Source organism: Streptomyces sp. CB02414, from assembly GCF_001905385.1.
Lineage (GTDB): Bacteria > Actinomycetota > Actinomycetes > Streptomycetales > Streptomycetaceae > Streptomyces.
In genome coordinates, this window is sequence record NZ_LIPF01000007.1 from 591,190 (window position 1) to 615,730 (window position 24,541).

Genomic DNA, 24,541 nt, shown 5'->3' on the forward strand with positions numbered 1-24,541 from the left:
CGCATGGGTGGTGCGGGTACCCCAGGGTGAGGCGCCCGCCACATACCGATGTGCACATATTTGCCGGGTTTCACACCGAGGACCCGGCCACCCGGCTCACGGGTGCGTCCGGGTCCTCGCGGGACGGGCGTGACGGGACGGGTCAGCCGCCGTTGAGGCGGGCGCGCAGCAGCCCCTTGCCCAGTTCGGCACCCTTGCGGCTGTCCGCCTGCGCCTTGCGGAACAGCTCCGCGACTTCGGTGTCCTTGTTGCGCTCGGCGTCCTGGATGTACGTCTCCAGGCGCAGCGCGTTGTTCAGGCACGACTCGACGTACCAGATCAGGTTGTAGTCCTTGTCCTGCGTACCGGTCACGCCGCCGGTCTCCGTGCCGCTGGTCATACGGTCCTCCTCCTCGAGGTTCTCGGTCCCAGGTCCGGGCCGGGTACCCGTGGCGCCGCAGGGCACACGACTCCTCGGACTCCGCCGGACCCCGGCCGCTCGATGTCCCACTGAGCCACATGTCCCACTGAGACATTTCCGGGTGTACGCTCGAAGGCATGACGGCAACGAAGCCCTCCCCCGCCTCCGGCGACCGGCGGCAGCGCAAGGCGCTGCGGACCCGCGACGCGCTGGCCACCGCCGCCTGCGACCTGATCCTGGAACGCGGGCCGGCGGCCACCACGGTGGAGGCCATCGCCGAGCGCGCGGACGTCACGCGCCGCACGTTCAGCCGGTACTTCGCCGGCAAGGAGGACGCCGCCCTCGACTTCGTCCGCCGGGACGGCGACCGCATCAACGCGTTGCTGCGGTCCCGCCCCGCGGGCGAGCCGCCCCTGCTCGCCTACCGCAGGGCCGTGCACGACTGGCTGACCGACCGGGACGACCCGGCCTGGCACGTGCGTCCCCGGATGCGCAGGCTGCTGGCCCTGGCCGACAGCGAGCCCGGCCTGTTCGCCGCCTACCAGCGCATCCGCGTCGACGCCCAGGAGGAGTCGATCCGGATCGTCGCCGGCCGGCTCGGCACCGACGACGCCCGGGACGTGCGCCCGGCAGCCGTCGTCGACGCCGCCGCCGGAGTCCTGATCGCCGCCATGCGCCTGTGGGCGCGCGACGACGGGCGGGACTCGGGAGCCGCAGACCTCGCCGCCCTCGTGGAGCGGGCCTACGACGCCCTGACCTCGGAGGCCGCGGCCGCGACCCCCGACAGCACCCCGGAAGAATGAGACACGCACCATGAGCACCACCGGCACCACCCCCGCTACCGCCGGCCGGCCCGCCGAGTTCACCGGGCGGACCGCCCTGGTCACCGGCGCCGCCTCCGGCATCGGCCTGGCCACGGCCCGCCGCCTCGGCGCCGCCGGGGCGAAGGTCGTCGTCGCCGACCACAACGCGGAGGGCGCCGAGAAGGCGGCCGCCGAGCTGCGGGCCGAGGGCGTCGAGGCCGCCGCCGCCGAGCTGGACGTCACCGTCCCCGAGTCCGTCGAGTCCGCCGTGAAGTTCGCCGTTGACACGTTCGGCACCCTGGACCTCGCCGTGAACAACGCCGGGATCGGCGGCCCCAGCGCCCCGACCGGCGAGTACGACGTGGACGCGTACCAGCGCGTCGTGCGCACCAACCTGGACGGCGTCTTCTACTCGATGCGCTACCAACTGCCCGCCATGGAGGCGGCCGGGCAGGGCGGCGCCATCGTCAACGTCGCCTCCATCCTCGGCTCGGTCGGCTTCGCCGGCTCCCCCGCCTACGTCGCCGCCAAGCACGGCGTGGTCGGGCTGACCAAGGCCGCCGCGGCCGAGTACGCCGCCAAGGGCATCCGGGTGAACGCGGTCGGCCCGGGCTTCATCGACACCCCGCTGCTGAAGACCATGGACGAGGCCGCCTACAACGGCCTGGTCGCCCTGCACCCGGCCGGCCGGCTCGGGCGCTCCGAGGAGGTCGCCGAGCTGATCGCCTTCCTGCTGTCGGACCGGGCGTCCTTCGTGGCCGGCAGCTACCACCTGGTCGACGGCGCCTACACCGCCGTCTGAGGCCCGACACATCCACCGGGGGGACGAACAAGGGAGTTCGACCATGAAGGCACTGCAGTACCGCACCATCGGGGCGCCGCCCGAGGTGGTGACGGTTCCCGACCCGGAGCCCGGCCCCGGCCAGGTGCTGCTGAAGGTCACCGCCGCCGGCGTGTGCCACTCCGACATCGCGGTGATGGGCTGGCCCGCGGAGGGCTTCCCGTACGAGCTGCCGCTGACCCTCGGCCACGAGGGTGTCGGCACGGTCGCCGCGCTCGGCGCCGGGGTGAGCGGGCTGGACGAGGGCGCCGCGGTCGCCGTCTACGGCCCCTGGGGCTGCGGCACCTGCGCCAAGTGCGCCGAGGGCAAGGAGAACTACTGCGTGCGCGCCGGCGAACTGGGCATCCACCCGCCGGGGCTCGGGCGCCCGGGGTCGATGGCCGAGTACCTGCTCGTCGACGATCCCCGGCACCTGGTACCGCTGGACGGGCTCGACCCGGTCGCGGCGGTGCCGCTGACGGACGCCGGGCTCACGCCGTACCACGCCGTCAAGCGCTCGCTGCCCAAGCTGGTCCCCGGGTCGACCGCGGTGGTCATCGGGGCCGGCGGTCTCGGGCACGTCGCCATCCAGCTGCTGCGCGCGCTGACCTCCGCCCGCGTCGTCGCCCTCGACGTCAGCGAGGACAAGCTGCGCCTGGCCCGTGAGGTGGGCGCCCACGAGACGGTGCTGTCGGACGCGAAGGCGGCGGACGCGGTGCGTGAGCTGACCGGCGGCCTCGGCGCCGAGGCCGTGTTCGACTTCGTCGGTGTGGCGCCGACGGTGAAGACGGCGGGCGCCGTCGCGGCCGTCGAGGGCGATGTCACCCTGGTCGGCATCGGCGGCGGGTCCATCCCCGTCGGCTTCGGTCTGCTGCCGTTCGAGGTGTCGGTCAACGCGCCCTACTGGGGCAGCCGCAGCGAGCTGATCGAGGTGCTGGACCTGGCCCGCTCGGGCGCCGTGTCGGTGCACACCGAGACGTACTCCCTGGACGACGCGCCGCTCGCCTACGAGCGGCTCCACGAGGGCAAGGTCAACGGCCGCGCGGTGATCCTGCCCCACGGCTGACCGCCCGCCCGGCGGGGCGCGGAGCCGCGGGGACGCGACCGGTCCCCCGTTCCGGTCGGACCCCCGCGGCCCCTCGAAACTACGTGGACGGCTCGGCCGATGTGAATCGTGCCGATGCCCGCTGCCGGACCATCCGGACTCACCCGTGCACAGATGAGTCCGGATGGTCCGTTTTCATCCCCTGCAGTTGCAGTGCGGGCTGGTCCAGGTCCCCGGCCACCAGGTGGGCGAGCACGACCTCGTACAGGTCGCTGCCGGCGGCGAGCAGCTGGCGTTCCAGGACGGGCTCGGCACTGCGGACGTGCTCGCGCACCGTCTGCGCGTGCACACCGAGCGCCTGGGCGGCCCGCTCGGCGTTGCCGCCGGCGGCGATCCAGGTGCGCAGCGTGCGCCGCAGGTCCCGGGCGTCGGACTCCAGGCGGCCCAGCAGGTCCCCGGCCCAGGCGCGCAGCGCGGGCCCGGCCAGCAGGTCGGTGAGACGGGCGGGGCCGGGCCGACCCGCGCCGGCGTCGGCGGCGTGCTGGTCGAGGCCGGCCTGTGCGTTCACAGCGAGGTGGACGGCCGCGCGGACCGCCAGGTCGGCGAAGTCCGTGCGCAGCAGCCCCTCGACCCGGTCCATCCGGGCGCGGACCGTGTTGCGGCTGACGCCGAGGATCTTGGCGGTGTTGACGGCGGTGAACTCCAGGCCGAGCCGGGTGGTGGCCAGCAGTTCGGCGCGGGTGTGGTGCGGGAGCGCGTCGAGGGGGCGCAGCAGGTGGGCCGTCCAGCCGTACAGGGCCGCCGGGTCCATGAGGCGTTCCGGGCGGGTGCGCTCGGCGTACACGGCCGCCTGCCGGGGCCGGTAGCGGGCGACGGCCAGGGCGCTGACGGCCTGTCCGTACGCCGTGGCGGTGCGGGCGAGGCTCTGCCGTGCGCTGCCGCCGAGGAAGACGCCGGGGAGACGGCCGACGAGCGAGCGCAGCTCCCGCCCGGCCGCGTCGCGGGGCGCCAGCACGATCACGTGGCCGTCCATCGCCGGGCACCGCACGACCAGCGCCCGGTCCCCGGTCGCCGACAGGCACTCCTCGGCGAGCCGGTCGCGCTCCCCCGCCGCGCACTCCACGACGTACACGCACGCCGTGTCGGTGTCGAGGAGTCCCGGCCAGAGTCCGGCGGCCACGCGGCGGGCGGAGACGGTGTCCTCCACCATCAGCAGTTGCAGGATGGCCAGGCGCAGGTCGGAGGTGGCGCGGCGCAGCCGGTGTCCGGCGGCGGTCGACTCGTGTCCGGCCAGAAGCAGTTCCAGCACCTGGGCGGTGTGCGTGACGATGTCGGAGGCACGGCGGTCGAAAGGGGTCTCGCGGGTCACCACGAGGACGGCGGCCGGCCCCGGGTGGACCCGTTCCACGCGGACGAGCCGCAGATGGCGGCCGCGGTCCTCCAGGGCGGCGGTGGCGATCCGGCCCGAGGTGATGTCGGCCACCAGCGACTCGTCCGGTGCGGTGCGGGTGCCGGCCAGCAGGCGGCCGGTGCCGTCCTGCAGCGACACGGCCGCGTGCGCGGCCGAGGCGAGCCAGGTCACCACCTTGTGCACGTCGCGTCCGGCGGGCCGCAGGTGGTCGAGCAGTTCCTCCGCCCAGTCGGCGTGTGCCCCGGCTCCCGCTTCCCGCTGCCGCGTTCCTTCCTCTCGGCCCGCCACGTCGGTCTTCCCATCTTCCTCGCCTCGCCCCCCGGCCCAGATGCGGACGGTACCGCACCGCCCGGGCGCGGGCGGCCTCCGTGCCGTCGACCGGGCCTGGCGGTCCGCGCGTGCCTGCGGGCATAAGCTCGGTGAATGGCGAAGTACTTCGACGTGCACCCCGACAACCCCCAGCCGCGCAGCATCGCGCAGGTCGCCGACAGCGTCCGGTCCGGCGCGCTGATCGCGTACCCCACCGACTCCTGCTACGCGCTCGGCTGCCGGCTGGGCAGCCGTGACGGCACCGAGCGCATCCGGTCGATCCGGCAGCTGGACAACCGGCACCACTTCACGCTGGTCTGCCAGGACTTCGCGCAGCTCGGCCAGTTCGTGCAGATCGACAACGACGTGTTCCGGGCGATCAAGGCGTCCACGCCCGGCAGCTACACCTTCATCCTGCCCGCGACGCGGGAGGTGCCGCGCATGCTCCAGCACCCGAAGAAGAAGACCGTGGGCGTGCGCATCCCCGACCACGTCGTCACCCAGTCCCTGCTCGCCGAGCTCGGTGAGCCGCTGCTGTCCAGCACCCTGCTGCTGCCCGGCGAGGACGAGCCGATGACGCAGGGCTGGGAGATCAAGGACCGGCTCGACCACGTCCTGGACGCGGTGATCGACTCGGGCGACTGCGGCACCGAGCCGACCACGGTCGTCGACTTCTCCGGCGGTGAGGCGGAGATCGTGCGGCGGGGCGCGGGCGACACGGCCCGGTTCGAATAGCGGATCGCCCGCGAGCACCCGAAAGAGAGGCAGGCCGGCACGCCTTCGGGCTGCGCCCGCGGCTGCGGGAGATGGCCGACCGGCTGGCCGGCTCCGGGTACACCGTCCTGGTGCCGAACGTCTTCCACCGGAACGGGCGGGCCCCGGTCGCGGAGCTGCCGGAGTTCATCGACCCGGCGGCGGACGGCCCGGTCGCGCTGGCGGCCGGTTTCCACGGCGCCGACCTGGCCACCGAGGCACCGGACGGCCCGCACCTGGTGGCCGGCCGGATCACCGCCGAGCTGTACTTCGGCCACGCCGACCAGGACCCGGGCCTGCCCGCCGAGCAGCAGGAGCGCCTGACGGCGGCCCTGGCCGGGGCCGGCGTCCGGCACCGCTGCGAGGTGTACGAGGGCGCGGCCCACGGCTACACGCAGGCCGACACCGCGGCGTACGGCCCGGAGGCGACCGAGCGGCACTGGGCGGCGCTGCTCGACCTGCTCGAGCGCACGTTCTGACCCGGGCGCCATCCCGGAGCCCACCTCTCTCCGCTCGACCTGCCGCTCGCGGTCCTCGGGCACGCGCCCGGCCCCGGCGGCCAGGGCGGTATGGACGTCGTGCCCGCCGCAGGGGCACGCCCGCGACGTGCGCGGTCCCGGTGTCGTAGGCGCCGGCTCCGGATGCGGCCCGCACGACCTCGGTCCGTCGCGCCCCACGAGTCGCGCGCGATGCCGACGACTTCCCCGGCGTCGGCCCGCGTGGTCACCAGCGGCCGGGCTCGCTGCCGACGACGGCCTCGGAGCGGGAGCCGTCGACGCCGGCCGGCACGTCCCCGGCGAGCATCACGCGGTGCATGGTCCGCGGGTGGTCGAGGTGCGCGTTGTCGCTCGGGGCGAGGTGGACGGTGGCCCGGTTGTCCCAGAAGGCGACGCTGCCCGGCTCCCAGCGGAAGCGGACGGTGTACTCGGGCCGGGTGGCCTGCTCCAGCAGCAGTTCCAGGACCGCCGCGCTCTCGGGGCGGGTCAGGCCGGCGATCTGCTCGACGTAGTAGCCGTTGACGAACAGCACCCGCTCCCCCGTCTCCGGGTGGACGCGGACCAGCGGGTGCAGGGTCGCCGTCTGGTGGTCCAGCAGGTGCCGGACGTAGGCGTCGTCGCCCGGCCTGGGCTGGTAGCCGACGCCGAGCCGGTGCTCGGCGCGCAGTCCGTCGGCGAAGGCGCGCATGGGCGCGGAGAGTCCGGCGTAGGCGGCGGCGAGGTTCGACCAGGTGGTGTCGCCGCCGTACGGCGGGACCGTCTCGGCGCGCAGGATCGTGAAGGCCGGCGGGTCGACCCGGGCGCCGTGGTCGCAGTGCCAGCCGCGCAGCAGGGTGTGGCGCCGGCGCCGCAGCCACTCGTCGTGCTCCATGCCGAAGCGTCCGCCCAGCTCCAGCCGGTCGGCGGTCGTCTCGATCTCCGGGTGGCCGGCCGGCGACGCCTTGCCGCGCCGGGGCAGCACCACCGGCTCGCCGAAGAGCCGGGCGAACGCGACGTGTCCGGCGTGGTCGAGGCGCTGGCCGCGGAAGAACACCACCTTCCAGCGCAGTACCGCCGCCCGGACCGCCGCGGCCTGCGCCGCGTCGAGGCCGTCCGCCAGGTCGACGCCGTGGATCTCGGCGCCGATGTGTCCGGCGGCAGGTGCCACCTCGATGCCGGCCGCGTCCGCCGCCGTACGTGCCGCCGCTGCCCTGTCCGTCGTCATGCGCACTCCCGTGGTCGGTCTCGGTCGTCCGTTCGGGCTCCAGGGAGATCGTGGCAGACGGGCGGGCGGCACCCGCCCCGTACCGTCCGGTTGATCACCGCCGGCCGGGTGGGCGAGGCTGGACGGACAGCACCCCGCAGCGCACGTTCGAGGGAAGGTCCCACGGTGATCAGCATCCCGGCACACACGCTCAACGACGGCACCGCGCTCCCGGCGCTGGGGCTCGGCACCTGGCCGATGACGGACGACGAGGCCCGGCGGGCGGTCCGGGAGGCCCTGGAGACGGGCTACCGCCTGATCGACACGGCGGCCAACTACCGCAACGAGACGGGCGTCGGCCGCGGAGTGGCCGACAGCGGCGTCCCGCGCGAGGAGATCGTGGTGACGACCAAGCTGCCGGGCCGCCACCACGGCTACGAGGAGACGCTGGCCTCCTTCGAGGAGTCCCGCGCCCGGCTGGGCCTGGAGTACGTCGACCTGTACCTGATCCACTGGCCGCTGCCCCGGGTCGACAAGTACGCCGACTCCTGGAAGGCCATGGTCAAGCTGCGCGACGACGGCCTGGTGCGCTCGATCGGCGTCTCCAACTTCACCGCCGGGCACATCGAGCGGCTGGAGAAGGAGACCGGCGTGCTGCCCTCGGTCAACCAGATCGAGCTGCACCCGCTCTTCCCGCAGGAGGAGCTGCGCGCCTTCCACGAGCGCAAGGGCATCCGCACCGAGAGCTGGAGCCCGCTGGGCCGCGGCAGCGACCTGCTGGCCGACCCGGCCGTCGCCGCGGTCGCCGGCGCGCACGGCGTGACGCCCGCCCAGGCGGTCCTGCGCTGGCACACGCAGCTCGGCGCGGTTCCCATCCCCAAGTCCGCCGACCCCGCCCGGCAGCGGGCCAACCTGGACGTCTTCGGTTTCGCACTGGACGACGCGCAGATGCGCACGGTCCCGGACCGGGCGCACCGCCGGATCGGCGGCGACCCGGAAGCGCACGAGGAGTTCTGAACCGGGGTACCCGGCTCCGGTCGGCGTAGGTCTTCCGGGAAGGAGCCGCAGGTGGGCGAGGGCGACGGGCTGCGGGAGTACCGCGGCAGGCGTGACTTCGGCAGGACCGGCGAACCGGCGGGGCACGGGGCGTCCGCGCGGGGCGGCGAGCCCCGGTTCGTGGTGCAGATCCACGACGCGAGCACCCTGCACTTCGACTTCCGGCTCCAGGTCGCGGACGTGCTCAGGTCCTGGTCCGTGCCGAAGGGGCCGTCGGCGGACCCGGGCGACAAGCGGCTGGCCGTGCCCACGGAGGACCATCCGCTGGAGTACGAGGAGTTCGAGGGCGTGATCCCCGCGGGCGAGTACGGGGGCGGCACGGTCATCGTCTGGGACCGCGGCACCTACGAGCCGCTGAGCCACGACCGCCGGGGACGGCGGGTCGACTTCGGCGAGTCGCTGGCGCACGGCCACGCCAGGTTCCGGCTGCGCGGCGCGAAGCTGCGCGGGGAGTACGCGCTGACCCGGTTCCGCGGCGGGCGGGACGGCGAAGAGGAGGAGGCGTGGCTGCTCGTACGGACGGCCACCGGCGGGGCGTCGCGCGGGCGGGGCACTCCGGATCCCCGGCGGGCGCGGTCGGCGCGGACCGGCCGGACGCTCGCCCGGGTCGCCGCGGAGGACGGCGGAAAGTAGCGGGTGGTGCCGTCGTTCCCGTCCCGGGGCGGTGGTCCGTCCGTGGTTTCACTCGGCGGGCAGCGCCTGTTCGGCCCAGATCGTCTTGCCGGTGGTGGTCTGCCGGCTTCCCCAGCGCTGGGTGAGCTGGGCGACCAGGAGCAGGCCCCGGCCGCCCTCGTCGTAGGCGTGGGCCCGGCGCAGGTGCGGTGAGGTGGAGCTGCCGTCGGAGACCTCGCAGATGAGGGCACCGTCGCGGATGAGGCGGAGCTGGATGGGCGGCTCGCCGTAGCGGATGGCGTTGGTGACGAGTTCGCTGACGACCAGTTCCATGACGAACGCCGTCTCGTCCAGTCCCCACGCCGACAGTTGTTCGGTGGCGGACCGCCGGACGGCGGCGACGTGCGCGGGGTCCGGGCTGATGTCCCAGGTGCGGATCTGGCCCGCTCCCAGTGCCCGGGTGCGAGCCAGCAGCAGCGCCACGTCGTCGCTCGGCTCCTCGGGCAGCACGGCCTTGAGCACGGTGTCGCACAGGGCGTCGAGCGAGGCGGCGGGCGCGGTCAGCGCGCGGCACAACTCCGCGGTGGCGTGGTCGACGTCGCGGTCGCGGTCCTCGACCAGACCGTCGGTGTAGAGGGCGACGACGGTGCCCTCGGGGAGTTCCACCTCGGCCGCCTCGAACGGGAGCCCGCCCACGCCGAGCGGCGGTCCCGCGGTCATCGCCAGGAGCCGGGTGGTGCCGTCGGGCAGGACGAGGGCCGGCGCGGGGTGGCCGGCGGCGGCCGCGGTGAGGCGGCGGGAGACCGGGTCGTAGACGGCGTACAGGCAGGTGGCGCCCAGTTCGGCGACCTCGTTGCCGGTGTCGCCGGCCACGAGGTGGGTGACGAGGTCGTCGAGGTGGGTGAGGAGTTCGTCGGGCGGCAGGTCGACGTCGGCCAGGGTGCGGACGGCCGTGCAGAGGCGGCCCATGGTCGCCGTGGAGGGGATGCCGTGGCCGACGACGTCGCCGACGACGAGGGCGACGCGGCTGCCGGAGAGCGGGATCACGTCGAACCAGTCGCCCCCGATGCCGGCCGCGGAGGCGGAGGGAAGGTAGCGGTGGGCCACCTCGACGGCCGCCGGTCCGGGCAGGCCCCTGGGCAGCAGACTGTGCTGGAGGACCAGTGCGGTGGCACGCTCGCGGGCGAAGCGGCGGGCGTTGTCGACGCAGACCGCAGCCCGGCTGGCGAGCTCCTCGGCGAGGACGACGTCGTCGTCGACGTACGGCTCCTGGGGCGCGACGCGGACGGCCACCGCCACTCCGAGGGTGGTGCCGCGCGCCAGCAGCGGAACGGCCAGGGTGGAGCGGACGCGGTCCCGGTAGGCGCGGTTGTGCGGGGCCTGCTCGTTGCGGACCCGCATCCACCGGTCGAAGTCCGGGTCACCGGGCTCCGACAGCACCACCCGCCCCAGGGCCAGCGCGCGGGCGGGTGCGGAGTACGGCGGGTAGACGTCCGCCTCGCCCAGGTGCACGGACGCCCGGGGGACCCCCTCGGCAGCGGCCCCGTGCGCGACGCGGCGCAGGGTGACGCCCTCGGCGGCCGGTGTGAGGGGTTCGTCCGTGCCGAGGACCCAGTCGAGCAGGTCGACGCTCGCGAAGTCGGCGAAGCGGGGGACGAGGAAGCCGATGAGCTCCTCGGCGGTGCGTACGACGTCCAGGGTGGTGCCGATGCCGGCGGCGGCCTCGTTCAGCAGGGCCAGCCGCTCGCGCGCCCGGTGCTGGAGGGTGGACTCGAAGCCCGCCACGGCCACGGCGGCCACCTCGTCGGACGCGTCGCGGACCGGCCACATCTCGATGGTCCAGGCGTGCTCGCCGAGCCGGGAGGAGGCCGGGGTGTAGGTCTCGTAGCGTGCGGACCGCCCGGTCTGCGTGACCTGCCGCAGGTGTCGCATGAAGCCCGAGCCGTCGGCGTCCACGTCTTCCATGACGTCCGGCAGCCGCCGTCCGATCAGGTCCTCGGACGGCAGTCCGAGCATGCGGCGCGCGGTGTCGTTGACCTGGAGGTAGCGCTGCTGGACGTCGTGCACGGACATCGACAGGGACGCCTGCCGGAAGGTCTCCCCGGTCAGCTGGAGCGTCGGGCGCTCGGACGGGCCCGCGGTCAGCGCGTACCCCTGCGGTGTGCCGGCCGTCCCGAGCAGGGGCGCGGCGCGCACGTGCGCGGACACGGCCGAGCCGTCGCGGTGACGGAGCAGGACGGTGCCGGACAGGCCGGACAGCGTCTCGGGCGGCACGTCCCGGGCGAGCAGCTCCCGCGCGTCCCGTCCCACCACCTCTTCGGCCGAGCGGCCGGTCAGCCGTCGGGCGCCCTCGCTCCAGCCCGTCACCGTGCCGCGGGTGTCCAGGGTCGCCACGGCGGAGGCATGCTCCATGATGTCCAGGATTGACCCGTTGCGGCGGGGTTTCAACCGCAACGGGCACGGGTGCCTACGCTCGGTGCTCGCGCAGTGCCGCGAGGGCGCGATCGGCGTGCGTGTTCATCCGCAGCTCGCTGCGGACGACCTCGAGCACGGTGCGGTCCCGGCCGACGACGAAGGTGACCCGCTTGGTGGGGGCCAGGCTGAACCCGCGTGTGACCCCGAACAGCTCACGGACCTCGCCGTCGGCGTCGGACAGCAGCGGCATGCCGAGGGCGTGGCGTCCGGCGAACTCCTGCTGCCGTTCGACGGGGTCGCCGCTGACGCCGACGGGGCGGGCGCCCGCCGCGGCGAACTCGGCGGCGAGGTCACGGAAGTGACAGGCCTCCGCGGTGCAGCCGGGGGTCAGGGCGGCGGGGTAGAAGAACAGCACGACCGGACCGTCGGCGAGCAGCTCGGACAGGCGGCGCGGGGTCCCGGTCTCGTCCGGCAGTGTGAAGTCGTCGACCGTGTCGCCGACGCCCGGCGCCCGGCTCACGACCGGCCCTCGCTGCCCTTGGCGACGCTGCGGGCCCACAGGACGAGCGGCACCTGCACGGGCAGCCGGCCGTAGGCGGCGGCCTTCTGCGGCGTGGGGCGGTGCCGCCAGTCCACGGCCATCTTGACGTTGGCGGGGAACACCCCGACGAAGAAGGCCGCCGTGGTCAGCGCGGCGGCCTTGCGGGTGCGGGGCAGGGCGACGCCCGCGGCCAGCGCCAGTTCGGCGACGCCACTGGCGTACGTCCAGACGCGCGGCGTGCCGGGCAGTCCGCGCGGCACGATCGCGTCGAAGGTGCGGGGGCGGGCGAAGTGCGCGACGCCGGCCGTGGCCAGCAGGCCGGCCAGCAGCAGAGGTGAGCGGTGGGAACGGGGCACGGTTCCTCCTCGGGGGGCAGGCGCGCGATATTACTCGACGGTAGGAACCGGGTCACGCCCGAGGCGTGACGGGCGCCAGCCACATGCCCACGATCGCGTCGACGAGCCCGTCCGCCGCCTCCTGCCAGCTGGCGCGAGGAGTGGGCCGCTCCTCGGCGAGGGCACGCTCCCGTTCGGCCGCCGTGTGCACGATCAGGTGGCGGGCCATGTCGCCCCGCTCGGCGCGGACCTCGCCGGGGAGCGCCGGCATGCACCGGTTGCGTCCCGCGACGATCTCCCGCAGCGACGCGGAGGCGCGGGACTCGTCGACCATGATCTGCCGCAGCGCCGGGTCGGTCATCACCTGGGCGCAGAACCTCGCGTACCAGGTGGGGCTGCCCAGCGCGGCCAGGTGGTCGAACTGCGGCCGCACCAGGCAGTCCACCCAGTCGCGCAGGTCCGTCGAGTCGCCGAGGGCGGCGAGCTGCCGGGCCCGCAGCTCCTCCACCCGCTCCGAGTGCCGCTGGGCGATGGCCCGGACGAGGTCGGACTTGGTGCCGAAGTGGTAGCCGACCGCGGCGTTGTTGCCCTGTCCGGCGGCCTCGCTGACCTGGCGGTTGGAGACCGCGTAGACCCCGTGCTCGGCGAACAGCCGCTCGGCGGTGGTCAGGATCAGCTGCCGGGTCGCGCCGGCCTGCTCCGTCCGTACCGTCCTGCCCGCCATGTCCACCACCGCGCCGGGACCCTCCTCACCGCCCGCGACGGCCGGTCCCTCGAGTCGTCGCAGGTCCGCCGCCGTACGGCGCGTCCTCACGGGAGCTTACGCAACGCCGTACCGGTACCGCCGCACAGGCCCCGGCGGGCGTCTCCACTCCTCGCTCCGTAAGATACTTCAATCGACTGACTTAAAAAGCTGATACCGAAAGGCTGCTCCATGCCCGCTTCCCCCACCGCCCCGCGGCCCAACGCCGTGGTGGCGCTACTGGCCCTGGCCGGGATCGTCGTCTCACTGATGCAGACCCTCGTCATCCCGATCGTGCCGGAGCTGCCGAAGCTCCTGGACGCACCGGCCTCGGACGCTGCCTGGGCGGTGACCGCCACGCTGCTCGCCGCGGCGGTGGCCACTCCGGTCGTCGGCAGGCTCGGCGACATGGTCGGCAAGCGGCGGATGCTGCTGCTCAGCCTGGTGCTGCTGATCGCCGGCTCGGCGGTGTGCGGCCTGAGCGACACCCTGGTGCCCATGGTCGTCGGCCGTGCCCTGCAGGGCCTGTCCGCCGCGGTGATCCCGCTCGGCATCAGCATCATGCGCGACGAACTCCCCGCGGAGCGGCTGGCGGGCGCCACCGCCCTGATGAGCGCCTCGCTCGGGGTCGGCGGCGCGCTCGGCCTGCCCGCCGCCGCGCTGATCGCGGACAACCTCGACTGGCACATGCTCTTCTGGCTCTCCGGCGTGCTCGGCGCCGTCGCCCTGGTGCTGGTACTGGCGCTGGTGCCCGAGTCGGCGGTGCGCACCGGCGGCCGCTTCGACGTGCCCGGCGGCATCGGCATGGCGGCCGGCCTGGTCTGTCTGCTGCTGGCGGTCTCCAAGGGCGCCGACTGGGGCTGGACCGGCGGGACCACCCTCGGTCTGTTCGCGGCGGCCGTGGTGATCCTGCTGGTGTGGGGCCGGTGGGAGCTGCGTTCCCCGCAGCCGCTGGTGGACCTGCGCACCACCGCCCGCCGTCAGGTGCTGTTCACCAACCTGGCGTCCATCGCCATCGGCTTCTCGATGTTCGCGATGTCCCTCGTCCTTCCACAGCTCCTTCAGTTGCCCGAGGCCACCGGTTACGGCCTCGGCCGCTCCCTGCTGACCGCGGGCCTGGTGATGGCGCCGTCGGGTCTGGTGATGATGGCGTTCGCCCCGGTCTCCGCCAAGGTCTCCAAGGCCAAGGGCCCGAAGGTGACCCTGATGACCGGCGCCCTGATCGTCGCGGCGGGCTACGGACTGAACATCGTGCTGATGGCCGAGGTCTGGCAGCTGGTGCTGGCCTCCTGCGTCATCAGCGCGGGCATCGGCTTCACCTACGGCGCGATGCCGGCCCTGATCATGGGTGCGGTGCCGGCGAGCGAGACGGCCGCCGCGAACAGCCTCAACACCCTCATGCGCTCCATCGGCACGTCCCTCGCCAGCGCGCTCGCGGGCGTGGTCCTCGCCCAGATGACCATCAGTCTCGGCGGCTTCGCCCTGCCGTCCGAGAACGCCTTCAAGGTGGTCATGGGCATCGGGGCCGGCGCGGCCCTGCTCGCCTTCCTGCTCGCGTCCTTCATCCCGCGGCACCGGCCCGGTGCCGGGAGCGCGGCCCGTCCCGCGCCGGCCGCCGGGACCGGTGCGAAGGCCGCCTCCGTCCACTGACGGCGACGGCGCCGGTCCCGGCGGCGGGACCGGCGCCGTTCAGGCGAACCTGGCGGGCAACGCGCGTGACGGCACCCGGGCGCGTCGAGAACTGACCCGTGGAGCTGCCGCTGATCCCTCCGATGCTCGCCGTCTCCGGCACCCTGCCGTCCGCCGCGCAGGACGCACGCTGGGCCTACGAGACCAAGCAGGACGGCCAGCGGGTGATCGTCTACCTGCCCGGCGACGGGAGCGTGCTGCTGCGGGCCCGCTCCGGCCAGGACATCACGGCCGCCTACCCGGAACTGGCGCCGCTGGCCACCGCGCTCGGCGCCACCCCCGCCGTACTGGACGGGGAAGTACTGGCCCTGGACGAACAGGGCCGCGCCGACTTCCAGTTGCTGCAGTCCCGCATGGGCCTGTCACACGCCCCCGGCCGGGCCGCGCACCGGGCGGCGAAGGCCCCCGTCCACCTGGTGCTCTTCGACGCCCCGCACCTGGCGGGCGAGTCCCTGCTCCGCCTCCCCTACACCCGCCGCCGCGAACGGCTCACGGACCTCGGCCTGGGCGGCCCGTCCTGGTCGACCCCGGCGGCACTCGTCGGCCACGGCGAGCAGGCCCTGCGGGCCACCCGGGAGCACGGCCTGGAGGGCCTGGTGTGCAAGCGGCTGGACTCGGTGTACGAGCCGGGGGTCCGCTCCCGCGCCTGGATCAAGATCCGCAACATGCGCAGCGAGGACGTCGTGGTCGGCGGCTGGCTCCCCGGCAAGGGGCGGCTCACCGGGCTCCCGGGCGCCGTCCTGGTCGGCCAGCGCGCCGCGGGCCGCCTGCGTTACGTCGGCGGGGTCGGCACCGGCTGGAGCGCGGCCGAGCGCACCGAACTGGCGGCGCTGCTGCGGACCGCCGCGACGGACGTGTGCCCCTTCGACCCCGTGCCGCCGGTGCCCGGGGCGCACTGGGTCGTGCCCCGGCTGGTCGGCGAGGTCCGCTACAGCACCCGGACGCGCGAGGGCATGCTGCGCCAGCCCTCCTGGCTCCGGCTCCGCCCGGACCTGGCCCCCGAGGAATCGGCCGCCGATCTTCCCGACGACATGGTGTGACGCGCGATCAGGTGTTGGGCCGGGCTTCACCAGGGGGACACTCGTGCGCCCTTGGCATGGAAGTGGAACGGCGGGATCCTGAACTCCCCTTCCCCCCACAGCCGTTGGGCTGCCCGGATTCTGAGGAGGACGCGATGCCGTCGCGTGCCGCCACCCCCGCCCGCCGCAGGAGATGGCTCACCGCCCCGCTCGGTGCCCTCGCCCTCGTCGTGGCCTTCCCCGCCACCGCCTTCGCCGCCCCGCCCCCGGGACTGCCCGGCAACGCCGACAGCCTGGAACGGACGTACCAGCCCGCCTACGACTACGACACCGACGGCTGTTACCCGACACCGGCGATCGGCGGCGACGGGACGGTCAACGGCGGGCTCAAGCCGGCCGGCGCCCTCAACGGGAACTGCCGGGACGCCGCGGACCTGGACAACACCAACGGATACGCGCGCGCCAAGTGCGACGGCGAGTGGTGCGCCTACATGTACGGCCTCTACTTCGAGAAGGACCAGGCACTGCCCGGCACCGGCCTGGGCGGCCACCGGCACGACTGGGAGCACGTCGTGGTGTGGGTGCGGGACGGGGCCGTCGAGTACGTCTCCACCTCCAGCCACGGTTCGTTCGACGTGCACGCGCGGTCGGAGATCCGCTTCGACGGCACCCACCCGAAGATCGTCTACCACAAGGACGGCATCAGCACCCACTGCTTCCGCCTGGCGACCTCCGGCGACGAGCCGCCGGAGAACCACGCGGGCACGTGGCGGTACCCGGCCCTGGTCGGCTGGAACGGCTATCCCGCCGGAGTGCGCGAGAAGCTCGCCTCTTACGACTTCGGCAGCGCCAACTTCGGCCTGAAGGACGGCAGCTTCGCCTCCCACCTGGCCGCCGCCAAGCCCGCCGGCGTTCCCTTCGACCCGAACGCCTGAGACGGCCGGATTCCCCCGGGGCCGATCGAGCGACGGACGAGACCGGATCGACCCCGGGAGCACTATCGTGTCCGCATGGCAGTCCCCGAACTGATCCGCATCGTCTCCCGTGACTCCCCCATGGCGCTGGCTCAGGTCGAGCGTGTCCGGGCGGAGTTGGCGGCCCTGCACCCCGGCGTGCGCACCGAGGTCGTACCGGTGAAGACCACCGGCGACAAATGGCTCGGCGACCTGTCGCAGGTGGAGGGCAAGGGCGCGTTCACCAAGGAGGTCGACGCCGCGCTGCTGTCGGGCGAGGCGGACCTCGCGGTGCACTGTGTGAAGGACGTGCCCGCCGACCGGCCGCTGCCGGCGGGCACGGTGTTCGCCGCGTTCCTGGAGCGGGACGACATCCGGGACGCCCTGATCCACCCGGGCGGACTCACCCTGGACGAGCTGCCGGCCGGTACCCGGATCGGCACCTCCTCGGTGCGCCGCGTCGCCCAGCTGGCCGCCACCCACCCGGACCTGCGGTGCGTGCCGTTCCGCGGCAACGCCAACCGGCGGCTGGCCAAGCTCGCGGCCGGTGAGGCGGACGCCCTGCTGCTCGCGGTCTCCGGCCTGGAGCGCATCGGCCGCCGGGACGTGATCAGCGAGGTCCTCTCCCCCGAGACGATGATGCCGCCGATCGGGGCGGGCATCCTCGCCCTCCAGTGCCGGGAGGGCGACACCGAGCTGATCGACGCGGTGAGCGGCCTCGGCGACCCGGACACGCACCGGGAGGCGACGGCGGAGCGCATGTTCCTGCACGTCCTCCAGGGGCACTGCAACAGCCCGATCGCCGGGTTCGCCCGAGTGGACCGCGGCGGGGAACTCTCCCTGCGGGCCTGCGTGTTCACCCCCGACGGCAAGACCCGGCTGAACGCCCACGAGTGGGCCGGCCGGCTCGATCCGGCGACCCTGGGCACCTCGGTGGCCGTGGCACTGCTGCGGCAGGGCGCCCGCGAGATCATCGACGGCATCGCGCACTGAGCGCCGGGCGCCCGGAGATCAGCCGGTTCCCTCCTCCGCCTGGCCGCGCAGAAAGGCGCTCACCTGGTGCGCCAGCCCGTCCTCGCGCACCGTACCGGGGAGCGCTCCGCACCCCCCGTCGGGCAGTCCCAGTCCGCCGGTCCACAGCCGGCGGTCGGCCCACTCCTCGTCCACCCGCAACTGCACCTGGACGTCGATCTGGCCGAGACTCGCCTCGGGCCCGGCCGCGTAGAGCACGGCGGTGGCCCGGCGCAGGGGGTAGACGTCGAAGCCCTCGATGAACTGGGAGTTTCGCCAGTCGAGGAAGGCGCTCTCCCCGTCGGGGCCGATCCGCACGTCGACCTGACCGTCCTCCAGGTGGATGCCGGTCTGCCGGCCACCCCGGTTCTCCACGGTCACCCGGACGCAGAAGTACGTCAGCCCCTCGGCGGCGTCGTCACGTCCACGCGGCGGCTCGGCCGGCTCGAGACGGTGGACGCGGACCCGCAGCCCGGCGTGCCCGTCGTACTCCTGCCAGTCCCCGACCACGTTCGGCTCGTACACGGTGCCCCTCTCGACCTCTCGACGCTGCTTCCTATCTGTGCGCTCAGCGCACTGTCAAATGAGCGGAATGCGCTGTGGCCAGGGGATTCGCCCCTTTTGATCGATGATCAAGCGCTGCCCAGCAACGATCCGCCGAGACCGGTACGGGGCGATCACCCGCGGCGTGCCGCACATCACGTCCGGCGGCGCCGGCGTCCCGGTCACCGGTCCGCAGCCGTTCGGGTGGCAGCCCGGGACTTTCGCGCTCAGTATCCATATATATGAGGACTTGCCAGCACCCCTGCTGAGGGAGGTGCGCCTGATGCACAGCGCCGGCAGAACCAAGCCCCACCCCCACGACGACGCCCCCGACACGGCGGCGGCGTTCGACCGGCTCGCCGGGCTCCCCGAGGGCCCCGAGCGCCAGGCACTGCGGGACGAACTGATCCGGGTCTGGCTGCCCATGTCCGAGCGGATCGCGGTCCGCTTCCGGGGCCGCGGCGAGAACCTGGAGGATCTCTACCAGGTGGCGGCCCTGGGCCTGGTCAAGGCCGTCGACCACTACGACCCGGAACGCGGCCACGCCTTCGAGGCGTACGCCGTGCCGACCGTGACCGGCGAGATCAAACGGCACTTCCGCGACCACATGTGGACCCTGCACGTGCCGCGCCGCATCCAGGACCTGCGCAACCGGGTCCGCAGATCCGCGAAGGAGCTGGCGCAGACCACGCCGGGACGCGCCCCCACGGTCGAGGAGATCGCCGAGCACGCGCAGCTGACCACGGTCGAGGTGCGTACCGGCATGGAGGCCCTGGAGTGCTTCTCGGCGCTCTCCCTGGAGGCCGAGATGCCCGGCACCGACGGGTACGCCCTCGGGGACGCGCTCGGCGCCCCGGACCCGGCCTTCGACGCCGTGGTGGACCGGGTGGCGGTGCGGCCGTGTCTGGAAGCGCTGCCCGAGCGCGAGCGCACCATTCTCTACCTGCGGTTCTTCGGCGGGATGACGCAGAGCCGCATCGCGCAGCAGCTCGGCATCTCCCAGATGCATGTCTCGCGGCTGCTCAGCGGCTGCTTCGACCGCATCCGGGAGGAGATCCTCGCGGAGGCCCGCTGACCGTCAGCCGGTCTGCGGCGGGGAGCCGGGGACCTGGGTCGGGGCGTGCCGGTCCAGGGCGTCTTCGAGAGCGGCCCGGATCTCCGGCGGCATCACTCCGGTGCGCCCCCAGATGAGTATCATTTCTGCCACATTGCGCAGTTTGATGTTCGTATGCTGGGAAACTTCCTTCAGTACGATCCACCCCTCGTCCGGGGTGACGCGGCCGAGGACCACGATCATTCCGATCGCCTGGTCGACGACGGCGTGCGAGACGACCGCCTCCTTCAGCTGCCTGACCTGTTCCTGCAGCTGGAAGATCTGGTCCGAGCCAAGGTCCGCGGGCATGGTCACCTCCGGGTCCGGCGGGTCACCGCCGCCTGTGCCGAGCGGTACGGCTCCGACGCGTCCATCGTCGCCACATGTGCGGGCCCGCGCCACTGGGCCGTCCGGGGCCGTTCCACCACCGTTTCGGTGCCGCGCCCGGGGTACTCGGCAGGCGCCCGCCGCACTCCCGGCCGGACACTGGTGTCGAGCCGGTGGCTGCCGGTGGACGAGACCAGGACGCGACTGCCATGAAACACGACATGCCCTTCCCCGCCGGCGGGGAGAGCCTCCTGTCCACGCACTCCGTGTACGGGGCTCCCTGCTGGGTGAGCCTGACCAGCCGTGATCTGAAGGTCACCGAGGAGTTCTACTCCGCCGTGCTGGGCTGGCAGTGGCGGCCCGCCAAGCTGGGCGAGCCGTTCCGCATCGCGCTGGCCGACGGGGTGCCCGTGGCCGGGATCGCCGCGGTCGCCGCGATGTGGCAGATGGCGGTGGCGTGGACGCCGTACTTCGCCGTGCGCAGCGCGGACGAGGCGGTGTCGCGGGCGGCCGAGCGCGGCGGCACGGCCGCGGTCGGGCCGATCTCCCTGCCGCCCGGGCGGGCGGCCCTGCTGGCCGACCGGGACGGCGCGACCTTCGGCATCTGGGAGGGCGAGCTGTTCAGCGACTGGGAGACCTGGCGCGCCTCGCGCCCCGCCTTCATCAGGCTGCACACCCGCGACGCCTTCGACGCCGCCATGTTCTACGGCGGGATCTTCGACTGGGCGGAGCCAGGCGGCTGCTGCGAGGTCGAGTACGAGGGCGACGAGGTGGTCCTGCGCAGCCAGGGGGACGTGGTGGCGCGCATCGAGTCGGGCGCGCTGGAAGCGGCGCCCGATCCGGCCATCCGGCCGCACTGGCAGGTGCACTTCGCCGTCGAGGACGTCGCGGCCTGCGCCCGCACCGCGGAACGGCACGGCGGCAGCGTGCTGTCGCTGGGCGACGACGAGGCCGTGCTGCGGGACACCGACGGCGCGCAGTTCACGGTGACCGCGCGCCGCTTCGGCGGCTGACCTCACGGACTGCTCACCGGCCGCTGCGGGACGGCCGGGAGAGCAGCACCAGGCTGCGCTGCTCGACGTGGACCAGGGTGCCCGCCTTGTGTTCGGCCTCGTCGGGGACGCCCTCCGGGTCCGCGGTGTCGATCAGGGTCGTCCAGCGCTCGCCGTAGGCGGCGCCGGGCAGCCGGAAGCCGCCGGGCTCCCAGTGGCTGTTGAGCAGCAGGACGAAGGAGTCGTCGGTCACGGGCCGGCCGCGGGAGTCCGGTTCGGCGATGGCGTCGCCGTTGAGGAAGACGCCGACGGTGTGCGCGTCGCCGCGCCGCCAGTCGTCGTCGGTCATCTCCCGCGCGTCCGGCCGCAGCCACACGAGGTCGGGCAGCGGCTGTTCCGCGTGGGTGACGGTCTCGCCGCGGAAGTAGCGGCGGCGGCGCAGCACGGGGTGTTCGGCGCGCAGCGCGATAAGACGCCGGACGAAGTCCAGCAGCGCGCGCTGTTCGTCGTCCAGCCGCCAGTCGATCCAGGAGATCTCGTTGTCCTGGCAGTAGGCGTTGTTGTTGCCGCGCTGGGTGCGGCCGAGTTCGTCGCCGTGGCAGAGCATCGGGATGCCCTGCGAGAGCAGCAGGGTGGCGAGGAGGTTGCGCTGCTGGCGGCCGCGCAGTTCCCGGACGGCCGGGTTCTTCGTCTCGCCCTCCGCGCCGCAGTTCCAGGACCGGTTGTGGCTCTCGCCGTCCCGGTTGCCCTCGCCGTTGGCCTCGTTGTGCTTGTCGTTGTACGAGACGAGGTCGCGCAGGGTGAACCCGTCGTGCGCGGTGACGAAGTTGACGCTGGCGCGGGGGCGGCGCCGGCTGTGCTGGTAGAGGTCGGAGGAGCCGGTCAGCCGGGAGGCGAACTCGCCGAGGGTGTGGTCCTCGCCGCGCCAGAAGTCCCGTACCGCGTCCCGGTACATGCCGTTCCACTCCGACCACAGCTGCGGGAAGTTGCCGACCTGGTAGCCGCCCTCGCCGACGTCCCAGGGCTCCGCGATCAGCTTGACGCGGCTGATCACGGGGTCCTGCTGGATGAGGTCGAAGAACGCGGAGAGCCGGTCCACCTCGTGGAACTGCCGGGCCAGCGTGGCCGCGAGGTCGAAGCGGAAGCCGTCGACGTGCATCTCGGTGACCCAGTAGCGCAGCGAGTCCATGATCAGCTGGAGGACGTAGGGGTGGCGCATCAGCAGGCTGTTGCCGGTGCCGGTGGTGTCGTAGTAGTGCTGCCAGTCGCCGTCCACCAGGCGGTAGTAGGAAGCGTTGTCGATGCCCCGGAAGGAGAGGGTGGGGCCCTTCTCGTTGCCCTCGGCGGTGTGGTTGTAGACCACGTCGAGGATCACTTCGAGGCCGGCCTCGTGCAGGGTCTTCACCATGGACTTGAACTCGGTGACCTGCTGGCCGCGGGTGCCGAAGGCCGCATAGCCGTTGTGCGGCGCGAAGAAGCCGATGGTGTTGTAGCCCCAGTAGTTGGACAGTCCCCGGTCCTGGAGGTGGCCGTCGTGGACGAACTGGTGCACCGGCATCAGCTCCACGGCGGTCACGCCGAGGGACGTGAGGTGGTCCACGATCGCGGGGTGCGCCAGCCCGGCGTAGGTGCCGCGCAGCTCCTCGGGCACGCCGGGGTGGGTACGGCTGAGGCCGCGCACGTGGGCCTCGTAGATCACGGTCTCGGAGTACGGGCGCCGGGGCGGGCGGTCGTCGCCCCAGTCGAAGAAGGGGTCGGTGACCACGCCCAGCATGGTGTGCCCGGCGCTGTCGCCCGGGTCGGCCCTGCCCCTGGCCCGTTCGTAAAGGGAGGCGTCGTTGTCCACCATTCCGTCCACCGCGCGGGTGTACGGGTCGAGGAGCAGCTTCCTCGGGTTGCAGCGGTCGCCCACGGACGGGGCCCACGGACCGTGGACCCGGTAGCCGTAGCGCTGCCCGGGGCCGACGCCGGGCAGGTAGCAGTGCCAGACGAAGCCGTCGACGTCGGGCAGCGGGATCGTGCTGTGGGTGCCGTCGTCGCCGACGAGGACGAGGTCGACGCGTTCCGCGACCTCGCTGAACAGGGCGAAGTTGGTGCCCTGCCCGTCGTACACGGCCCCCAGGGGACAGGGGAGCCCGCTCCACACGGGCGCCCCCTTCCAGCTCGGCCGGGAGCGGGTCACCGGGCCTCCTCCAGAACGCCGTTCACGATGTCGGCGGGACGGCCCAGCCGGGCCATCGGCATGATCTCTCGCGGCACTTCCAGCCCCTCCTGGGTGATCGGTTCCGGCGCCGTCGCGACCAGCGGCACCCGCTCGCCGGCCCGGGCACGCTGCGAGAACCAGATGACCTTGGCCCCCGTGTCCGCCGCGCAGCAGCCCCAGCCGTCGCTGGTCGCGGCGAGGTGCTGCAAGCAGGTGCGCAGGTCCTGGTCGGGACGGAGCGCGTGGTCGTTGCCCCCCACGGCCGTGATGAGGTGCTGGCGGTTCCACCACATCTCGATCGACGTGTTCTTGTCGCTCGCGTGCTCGTCGATCGCCCGGAGCAGCATCTCTGCTCCGGTGCAGACGGGTTCGACGAGGTTCTCCAGGTCCCAGAACCGGAGGTGGGCGGCCAGGATGCGCCTGACCTGTCCGACCCGTTCCGGGCTCACTTCCACGTCGAGGTGGTAGTAGCAGGGCACTGCGGTCTTCATCGTCGTGGCTCCTCACCGCGAAGGCTCCCGCTCCTCCTCGTCCCTTGGGGGACGGGCTCCCCGAACACGAAGCGTGAGCGCTGATCGCTTCTGAGTCACTCCAGAGTGGGAGCCGTAGCCCATTCGTGCAACACGAGGAAGCGGTTGAAGATCCAACAAGACGGCGAGTCACCGTGCGTGCACCATGTGTGAAGAACTCGATCGTCCGTACCGGACCGTCCGGAAGGTGACCGGCCATGCTGCTCCCTGCCAAGTCAGAGGTCGCCCGGCAGCTGCGGCTCTACCGCGCCTGGGAACGTTCGATGCTGGCGTCCCCCTCGGACGTCGGCGTCCGGGCGACCTTCGAGGACTGCGGCTACACCCTGTGCGTGCTGATGGGAAAGCGGTGCGCCCGCGAGGCCGCGGAGGCGGCCGAACGGTATCTGCGGACGAACCTGGTCACCTGTGCGCAGGAGCAGCCGGACCTGCTCTCCCCGTCGGGGCGGAAGACCCCCTCCGGCGCTGCTTGACCCAATCGGCCGGGCCGGCGCCCGGCCCCGAGCACGGCGGAGGTGAGAACGGATGAGCACGACCGTGGAAATCGGGCGTATCCCGGTACGGGACGTCCACCCGGTGGTGGATCACGGCAGGCGCCCGGCGAAGGCGGTGGCAGGAGAGACGTTCGAGGTCACCGCGTCCGTGTTCCGCGAGGGGCACGACGCGGTGGCCGCCAACGTCGTACTGAAGGACCCCGAGGGCCGGCCGGGCCCCTGGACCCCGATGCGGGAACTGGCCCCGGGCAGCGACCGCTGGGGCGCCGAGGTCACCCCTGGCGCCCCGGGCAACTGGACCTACCGGGTGGAGGCCTGGAGCGACCCCGTCTCCACCTGGCGGCGACACGCCCGGATCAAGGTGCCGGCGGGCATCGACACCGGGCTGGTCCTGGAGGAGGGCGCCGAGCTGTACCGCCGGGCCGCCGAGGGGGTGCCGGAGGACGCCGGGCGTGCCGTGGTGAGGGCCGCGGCCGAGACGCTGCTCGACGACACACTGCCGGTGGCCACCCGGTTGGCGGCGGCGTTGACGCCGGAGGTGGACGCGGTGCTGGCCCGGCATCCGCTGCGGGAGCTGGTCACCACCTCCGACCCGCTGCCCCTGCTCGTGGAGCGCGAACGCGCCCTGTACGGCGCCTGGTACGAGTTCTTCCCCCGCTCCGAGGGCACCCCCCAGCAGCCCCACGGCACCTTCCGCACCGCCGCCCGCCGCCTGCCCGAGATCGCCGCGATGGGCTTCGACGTCGTCTACCTCCCCCCGATCCACCC

The 24,541-nt window shown here is 73.4% G+C and carries 26 protein-coding genes; 15 read left to right on the forward strand and 11 right to left on the reverse strand.

The window, feature by feature from the left end:
* Window positions 1-142 precede the first annotated feature (142 nt).
* On the reverse strand, window positions 143-379 hold the full coding sequence (locus AMK11_RS25120; RefSeq protein ID WP_073730273.1) for a hypothetical protein: 237 nt from the start codon (window positions 377-379) through the stop codon (window positions 143-145).
* Between the two features lie 158 nt (window positions 380-537).
* Between AMK11_RS25120 and AMK11_RS25125 the strand changes: the two genes are divergently transcribed.
* The 3 genes from AMK11_RS25125 to AMK11_RS25135 are packed head-to-tail and all read left to right on the forward strand — an operon-like array spanning window position 538 to window position 3,089.
* On the forward strand, window positions 538-1,203 hold the full coding sequence (locus AMK11_RS25125; protein ID WP_073730274.1) for a TetR family transcriptional regulator: 666 nt from the start codon (window positions 538-540) through the stop codon (window positions 1,201-1,203).
* Between the two features lie 10 nt (window positions 1,204-1,213).
* A complete protein-coding gene (locus AMK11_RS25130; RefSeq protein ID WP_073730275.1) occupies window positions 1,214-2,005 on the forward strand; it encodes an SDR family NAD(P)-dependent oxidoreductase in 792 nt (263 codons plus the stop codon).
* 43 nt (window positions 2,006-2,048) lie between these two features.
* Window positions 2,049-3,089: an NAD(P)-dependent alcohol dehydrogenase gene (locus AMK11_RS25135; RefSeq protein ID WP_073730276.1), complete on the forward strand. Its 1,041-nt coding sequence runs from the start codon at window positions 2,049-2,051 to the stop codon at window positions 3,087-3,089.
* 139 nt (window positions 3,090-3,228) lie between these two features.
* On the opposite strand, the gene AMK11_RS25140 is transcribed toward AMK11_RS25135, so the two are convergent.
* Window positions 3,229-4,767, reverse strand: a complete 1,539-nt coding sequence (locus AMK11_RS25140) for a helix-turn-helix domain-containing protein (RefSeq protein WP_073730277.1) — start codon at window positions 4,765-4,767, stop codon at window positions 3,229-3,231.
* Between the two features lie 135 nt (window positions 4,768-4,902).
* Here AMK11_RS25140 and AMK11_RS25145 point away from each other — a divergent pair, with 135 nt between their 5' ends.
* Window positions 4,903-5,523 (forward strand): L-threonylcarbamoyladenylate synthase, encoded by a 621-nt coding sequence (locus AMK11_RS25145; RefSeq protein WP_073730278.1) that lies wholly within the window; start codon window positions 4,903-4,905, stop codon window positions 5,521-5,523.
* Entirely contained in the window at window positions 5,520-6,020 is a 501-nt protein-coding gene (locus AMK11_RS25150) for a dienelactone hydrolase family protein (RefSeq protein WP_383585470.1), read from the forward strand. The genes AMK11_RS25145 and AMK11_RS25150 overlap by 4 nt, the downstream gene beginning before the upstream one ends.
* Before the next feature lie 244 nt (window positions 6,021-6,264).
* On the opposite strand, the gene AMK11_RS25155 is transcribed toward AMK11_RS25150, so the two are convergent.
* Window positions 6,265-7,242, reverse strand: coding sequence for a TauD/TfdA dioxygenase family protein (locus AMK11_RS25155; RefSeq protein WP_073730280.1), 978 nt, complete (start codon window positions 7,240-7,242; stop codon window positions 6,265-6,267).
* A 165-nt stretch (window positions 7,243-7,407) separates the two neighbouring features.
* Between AMK11_RS25155 and AMK11_RS25160 the strand changes: the two genes are divergently transcribed.
* Both AMK11_RS25160 and AMK11_RS25165 read left to right on the forward strand, forming a co-directional pair.
* Window positions 7,408-8,238 carry an aldo/keto reductase gene (locus AMK11_RS25160; RefSeq protein ID WP_073730281.1) on the forward strand — a complete coding sequence of 277 codons (831 nt, stop codon included), beginning with the start codon at window positions 7,408-7,410 and terminating at the stop codon, window positions 8,236-8,238.
* A gap of 51 nt (window positions 8,239-8,289) precedes the next feature.
* Entirely contained in the window at window positions 8,290-8,910 is a 621-nt protein-coding gene (locus AMK11_RS25165) for a DNA polymerase ligase N-terminal domain-containing protein (protein WP_073730282.1), read from the forward strand.
* A gap of 48 nt (window positions 8,911-8,958) precedes the next feature.
* On the opposite strand, the gene AMK11_RS25170 is transcribed toward AMK11_RS25165, so the two are convergent.
* From AMK11_RS25170 to AMK11_RS25185, 4 genes are read right to left on the reverse strand one after another with little or no spacing between them, the layout of a single operon-like run.
* On the reverse strand, window positions 8,959-11,301 hold the full coding sequence (locus AMK11_RS25170) for a SpoIIE family protein phosphatase (RefSeq protein WP_073730283.1): 2,343 nt from the start codon (window positions 11,299-11,301) through the stop codon (window positions 8,959-8,961).
* Between the two features lie 55 nt (window positions 11,302-11,356).
* Entirely contained in the window at window positions 11,357-11,824 is a 468-nt protein-coding gene (locus AMK11_RS25175; RefSeq protein WP_073730284.1) for a peroxiredoxin, read from the reverse strand.
* Complete coding sequence (locus AMK11_RS25180) at window positions 11,821-12,201, reverse strand: DoxX family protein (protein WP_073730285.1); 381 nt, start codon at window positions 12,199-12,201, stop codon at window positions 11,821-11,823. The genes AMK11_RS25175 and AMK11_RS25180 overlap by 4 nt, the downstream gene beginning before the upstream one ends.
* Before the next feature lie 52 nt (window positions 12,202-12,253).
* Complete coding sequence (locus AMK11_RS25185; protein ID WP_073730357.1) at window positions 12,254-12,904, reverse strand: TetR/AcrR family transcriptional regulator; 651 nt, start codon at window positions 12,902-12,904, stop codon at window positions 12,254-12,256.
* 210 nt (window positions 12,905-13,114) lie between these two features.
* Here AMK11_RS25185 and AMK11_RS25190 point away from each other — a divergent pair, with 210 nt between their 5' ends.
* The 4 genes from AMK11_RS25190 to hemC all read left to right on the forward strand — a co-directional run bounded on the left by AMK11_RS25190 (window position 13,115) and on the right by hemC (window position 17,576).
* Window positions 13,115-14,572 carry an MFS transporter gene (locus tag AMK11_RS25190; RefSeq protein ID WP_079187676.1) on the forward strand — a complete coding sequence of 486 codons (1,458 nt, stop codon included), beginning with the start codon at window positions 13,115-13,117 and terminating at the stop codon, window positions 14,570-14,572.
* A gap of 98 nt (window positions 14,573-14,670) precedes the next feature.
* Window positions 14,671-15,651, forward strand: a complete 981-nt coding sequence (gene ligD, locus AMK11_RS25195) for a non-homologous end-joining DNA ligase (RefSeq protein ID WP_073730287.1) — start codon at window positions 14,671-14,673, stop codon at window positions 15,649-15,651.
* A gap of 134 nt (window positions 15,652-15,785) precedes the next feature.
* A complete protein-coding gene (locus AMK11_RS25200) occupies window positions 15,786-16,565 on the forward strand; it encodes an NPP1 family protein (protein ID WP_073730288.1) in 780 nt (259 codons plus the stop codon).
* 75 nt (window positions 16,566-16,640) lie between these two features.
* Window positions 16,641-17,576: a hydroxymethylbilane synthase gene (gene hemC, locus AMK11_RS25205; protein WP_073730289.1), complete on the forward strand. Its 936-nt coding sequence runs from the start codon at window positions 16,641-16,643 to the stop codon at window positions 17,574-17,576.
* 18 nt (window positions 17,577-17,594) lie between these two features.
* On the opposite strand, the gene AMK11_RS25210 is transcribed toward hemC, so the two are convergent.
* A complete protein-coding gene (locus AMK11_RS25210; protein WP_073730290.1) occupies window positions 17,595-18,119 on the reverse strand; it encodes a hypothetical protein in 525 nt (174 codons plus the stop codon).
* Between the two features lie 301 nt (window positions 18,120-18,420).
* Between AMK11_RS25210 and AMK11_RS25215 the strand changes: the two genes are divergently transcribed.
* Window positions 18,421-19,212, forward strand: coding sequence for a SigB/SigF/SigG family RNA polymerase sigma factor (locus AMK11_RS25215; RefSeq protein WP_073730291.1), 792 nt, complete (start codon window positions 18,421-18,423; stop codon window positions 19,210-19,212).
* A 3-nt stretch (window positions 19,213-19,215) separates the two neighbouring features.
* Here the strand turns inward: AMK11_RS25215 and AMK11_RS25220 are convergent, their stop codons facing one another.
* Entirely contained in the window at window positions 19,216-19,539 is a 324-nt protein-coding gene (locus tag AMK11_RS25220) for an ANTAR domain-containing protein (RefSeq protein WP_198941450.1), read from the reverse strand.
* Window positions 19,540-19,766: 227 nt separating this feature from the next.
* On the opposite strand from AMK11_RS25220, the gene AMK11_RS25225 reads away from it, so the two are divergent.
* Window positions 19,767-20,570, forward strand: coding sequence for a VOC family protein (locus AMK11_RS25225; RefSeq protein ID WP_073730293.1), 804 nt, complete (start codon window positions 19,767-19,769; stop codon window positions 20,568-20,570).
* Window positions 20,571-20,583: 13 nt separating this feature from the next.
* Here the strand turns inward: AMK11_RS25225 and glgX are convergent, their stop codons facing one another.
* A complete protein-coding gene (gene glgX / locus AMK11_RS25230) occupies window positions 20,584-22,731 on the reverse strand; it encodes a glycogen debranching protein GlgX (RefSeq protein ID WP_073730294.1) in 2,148 nt (715 codons plus the stop codon).
* A complete protein-coding gene (locus AMK11_RS25235; RefSeq protein WP_073730295.1) occupies window positions 22,728-23,243 on the reverse strand; it encodes a pep a2 in 516 nt (171 codons plus the stop codon). The genes glgX and AMK11_RS25235 overlap by 4 nt, the downstream gene beginning before the upstream one ends.
* Before the next feature lie 236 nt (window positions 23,244-23,479).
* Here AMK11_RS25235 and AMK11_RS25240 point away from each other — a divergent pair, with 236 nt between their 5' ends.
* Together AMK11_RS25240 and AMK11_RS25245 are read left to right on the forward strand one after the other, a co-directional pair.
* Entirely contained in the window at window positions 23,480-23,752 is a 273-nt protein-coding gene (locus tag AMK11_RS25240; protein ID WP_073730296.1) for a DUF5133 domain-containing protein, read from the forward strand.
* Window positions 23,753-23,804: 52 nt separating this feature from the next.
* The coding region (locus tag AMK11_RS25245) for a maltotransferase domain-containing protein (RefSeq protein ID WP_143194596.1) at window positions 23,805-24,541 on the forward strand (737 nt) is incomplete at its 3' end.

Bases quoted from the DNA above. Each gene is read 5' to 3' on its own strand.
- AMK11_RS25170 (WP_073730283.1), bottom strand. From the start codon at position 11,301: ATGGAGCATGCCTCCGCCGTGGCGACCCTGGACACCCGCGGCACGGTG.
- AMK11_RS25145 (WP_073730278.1), top strand. From the start codon at position 4,903: ATGGCGAAGTACTTCGACGTGCACCCCGACAACCCCCAGCCGCGCAGC.
- AMK11_RS25190 (WP_079187676.1), top strand. From the start codon at position 13,115: ATGCCCGCTTCCCCCACCGCCCCGCGGCCCAACGCCGTGGTGGCGCTA.
- AMK11_RS25130 (WP_073730275.1), top strand. From the start codon at position 1,214: ATGAGCACCACCGGCACCACCCCCGCTACCGCCGGCCGGCCCGCCGAG.
- AMK11_RS25120 (WP_073730273.1), bottom strand. From the start codon at position 379: ATGACCAGCGGCACGGAGACCGGCGGCGTGACCGGTACGCAGGACAAG.
- AMK11_RS25185 (WP_073730357.1), bottom strand. From the start codon at position 12,904: ATGGCGGGCAGGACGGTACGGACGGAGCAGGCCGGCGCGACCCGGCAG.
- AMK11_RS25155 (WP_073730280.1), bottom strand. From the start codon at position 7,242: ATGACGACGGACAGGGCAGCGGCGGCACGTACGGCGGCGGACGCGGCC.
- AMK11_RS25220 (WP_198941450.1), bottom strand. From the start codon at position 19,539: ATGCCCGCGGACCTTGGCTCGGACCAGATCTTCCAGCTGCAGGAACAG.
- AMK11_RS25235 (WP_073730295.1), bottom strand. From the start codon at position 23,243: ATGAAGACCGCAGTGCCCTGCTACTACCACCTCGACGTGGAAGTGAGC.
- AMK11_RS25225 (WP_073730293.1), top strand. From the start codon at position 19,767: ATGAAACACGACATGCCCTTCCCCGCCGGCGGGGAGAGCCTCCTGTCC.
- AMK11_RS25240 (WP_073730296.1), top strand. From the start codon at position 23,480: ATGCTGCTCCCTGCCAAGTCAGAGGTCGCCCGGCAGCTGCGGCTCTAC.
- AMK11_RS25215 (WP_073730291.1), top strand. From the start codon at position 18,421: ATGCACAGCGCCGGCAGAACCAAGCCCCACCCCCACGACGACGCCCCC.
- AMK11_RS25200 (WP_073730288.1), top strand. From the start codon at position 15,786: ATGCCGTCGCGTGCCGCCACCCCCGCCCGCCGCAGGAGATGGCTCACC.
- AMK11_RS25135 (WP_073730276.1), top strand. From the start codon at position 2,049: ATGAAGGCACTGCAGTACCGCACCATCGGGGCGCCGCCCGAGGTGGTG.
- AMK11_RS25125 (WP_073730274.1), top strand. From the start codon at position 538: ATGACGGCAACGAAGCCCTCCCCCGCCTCCGGCGACCGGCGGCAGCGC.
- hemC (WP_073730289.1), top strand. From the start codon at position 16,641: ATGGCAGTCCCCGAACTGATCCGCATCGTCTCCCGTGACTCCCCCATG.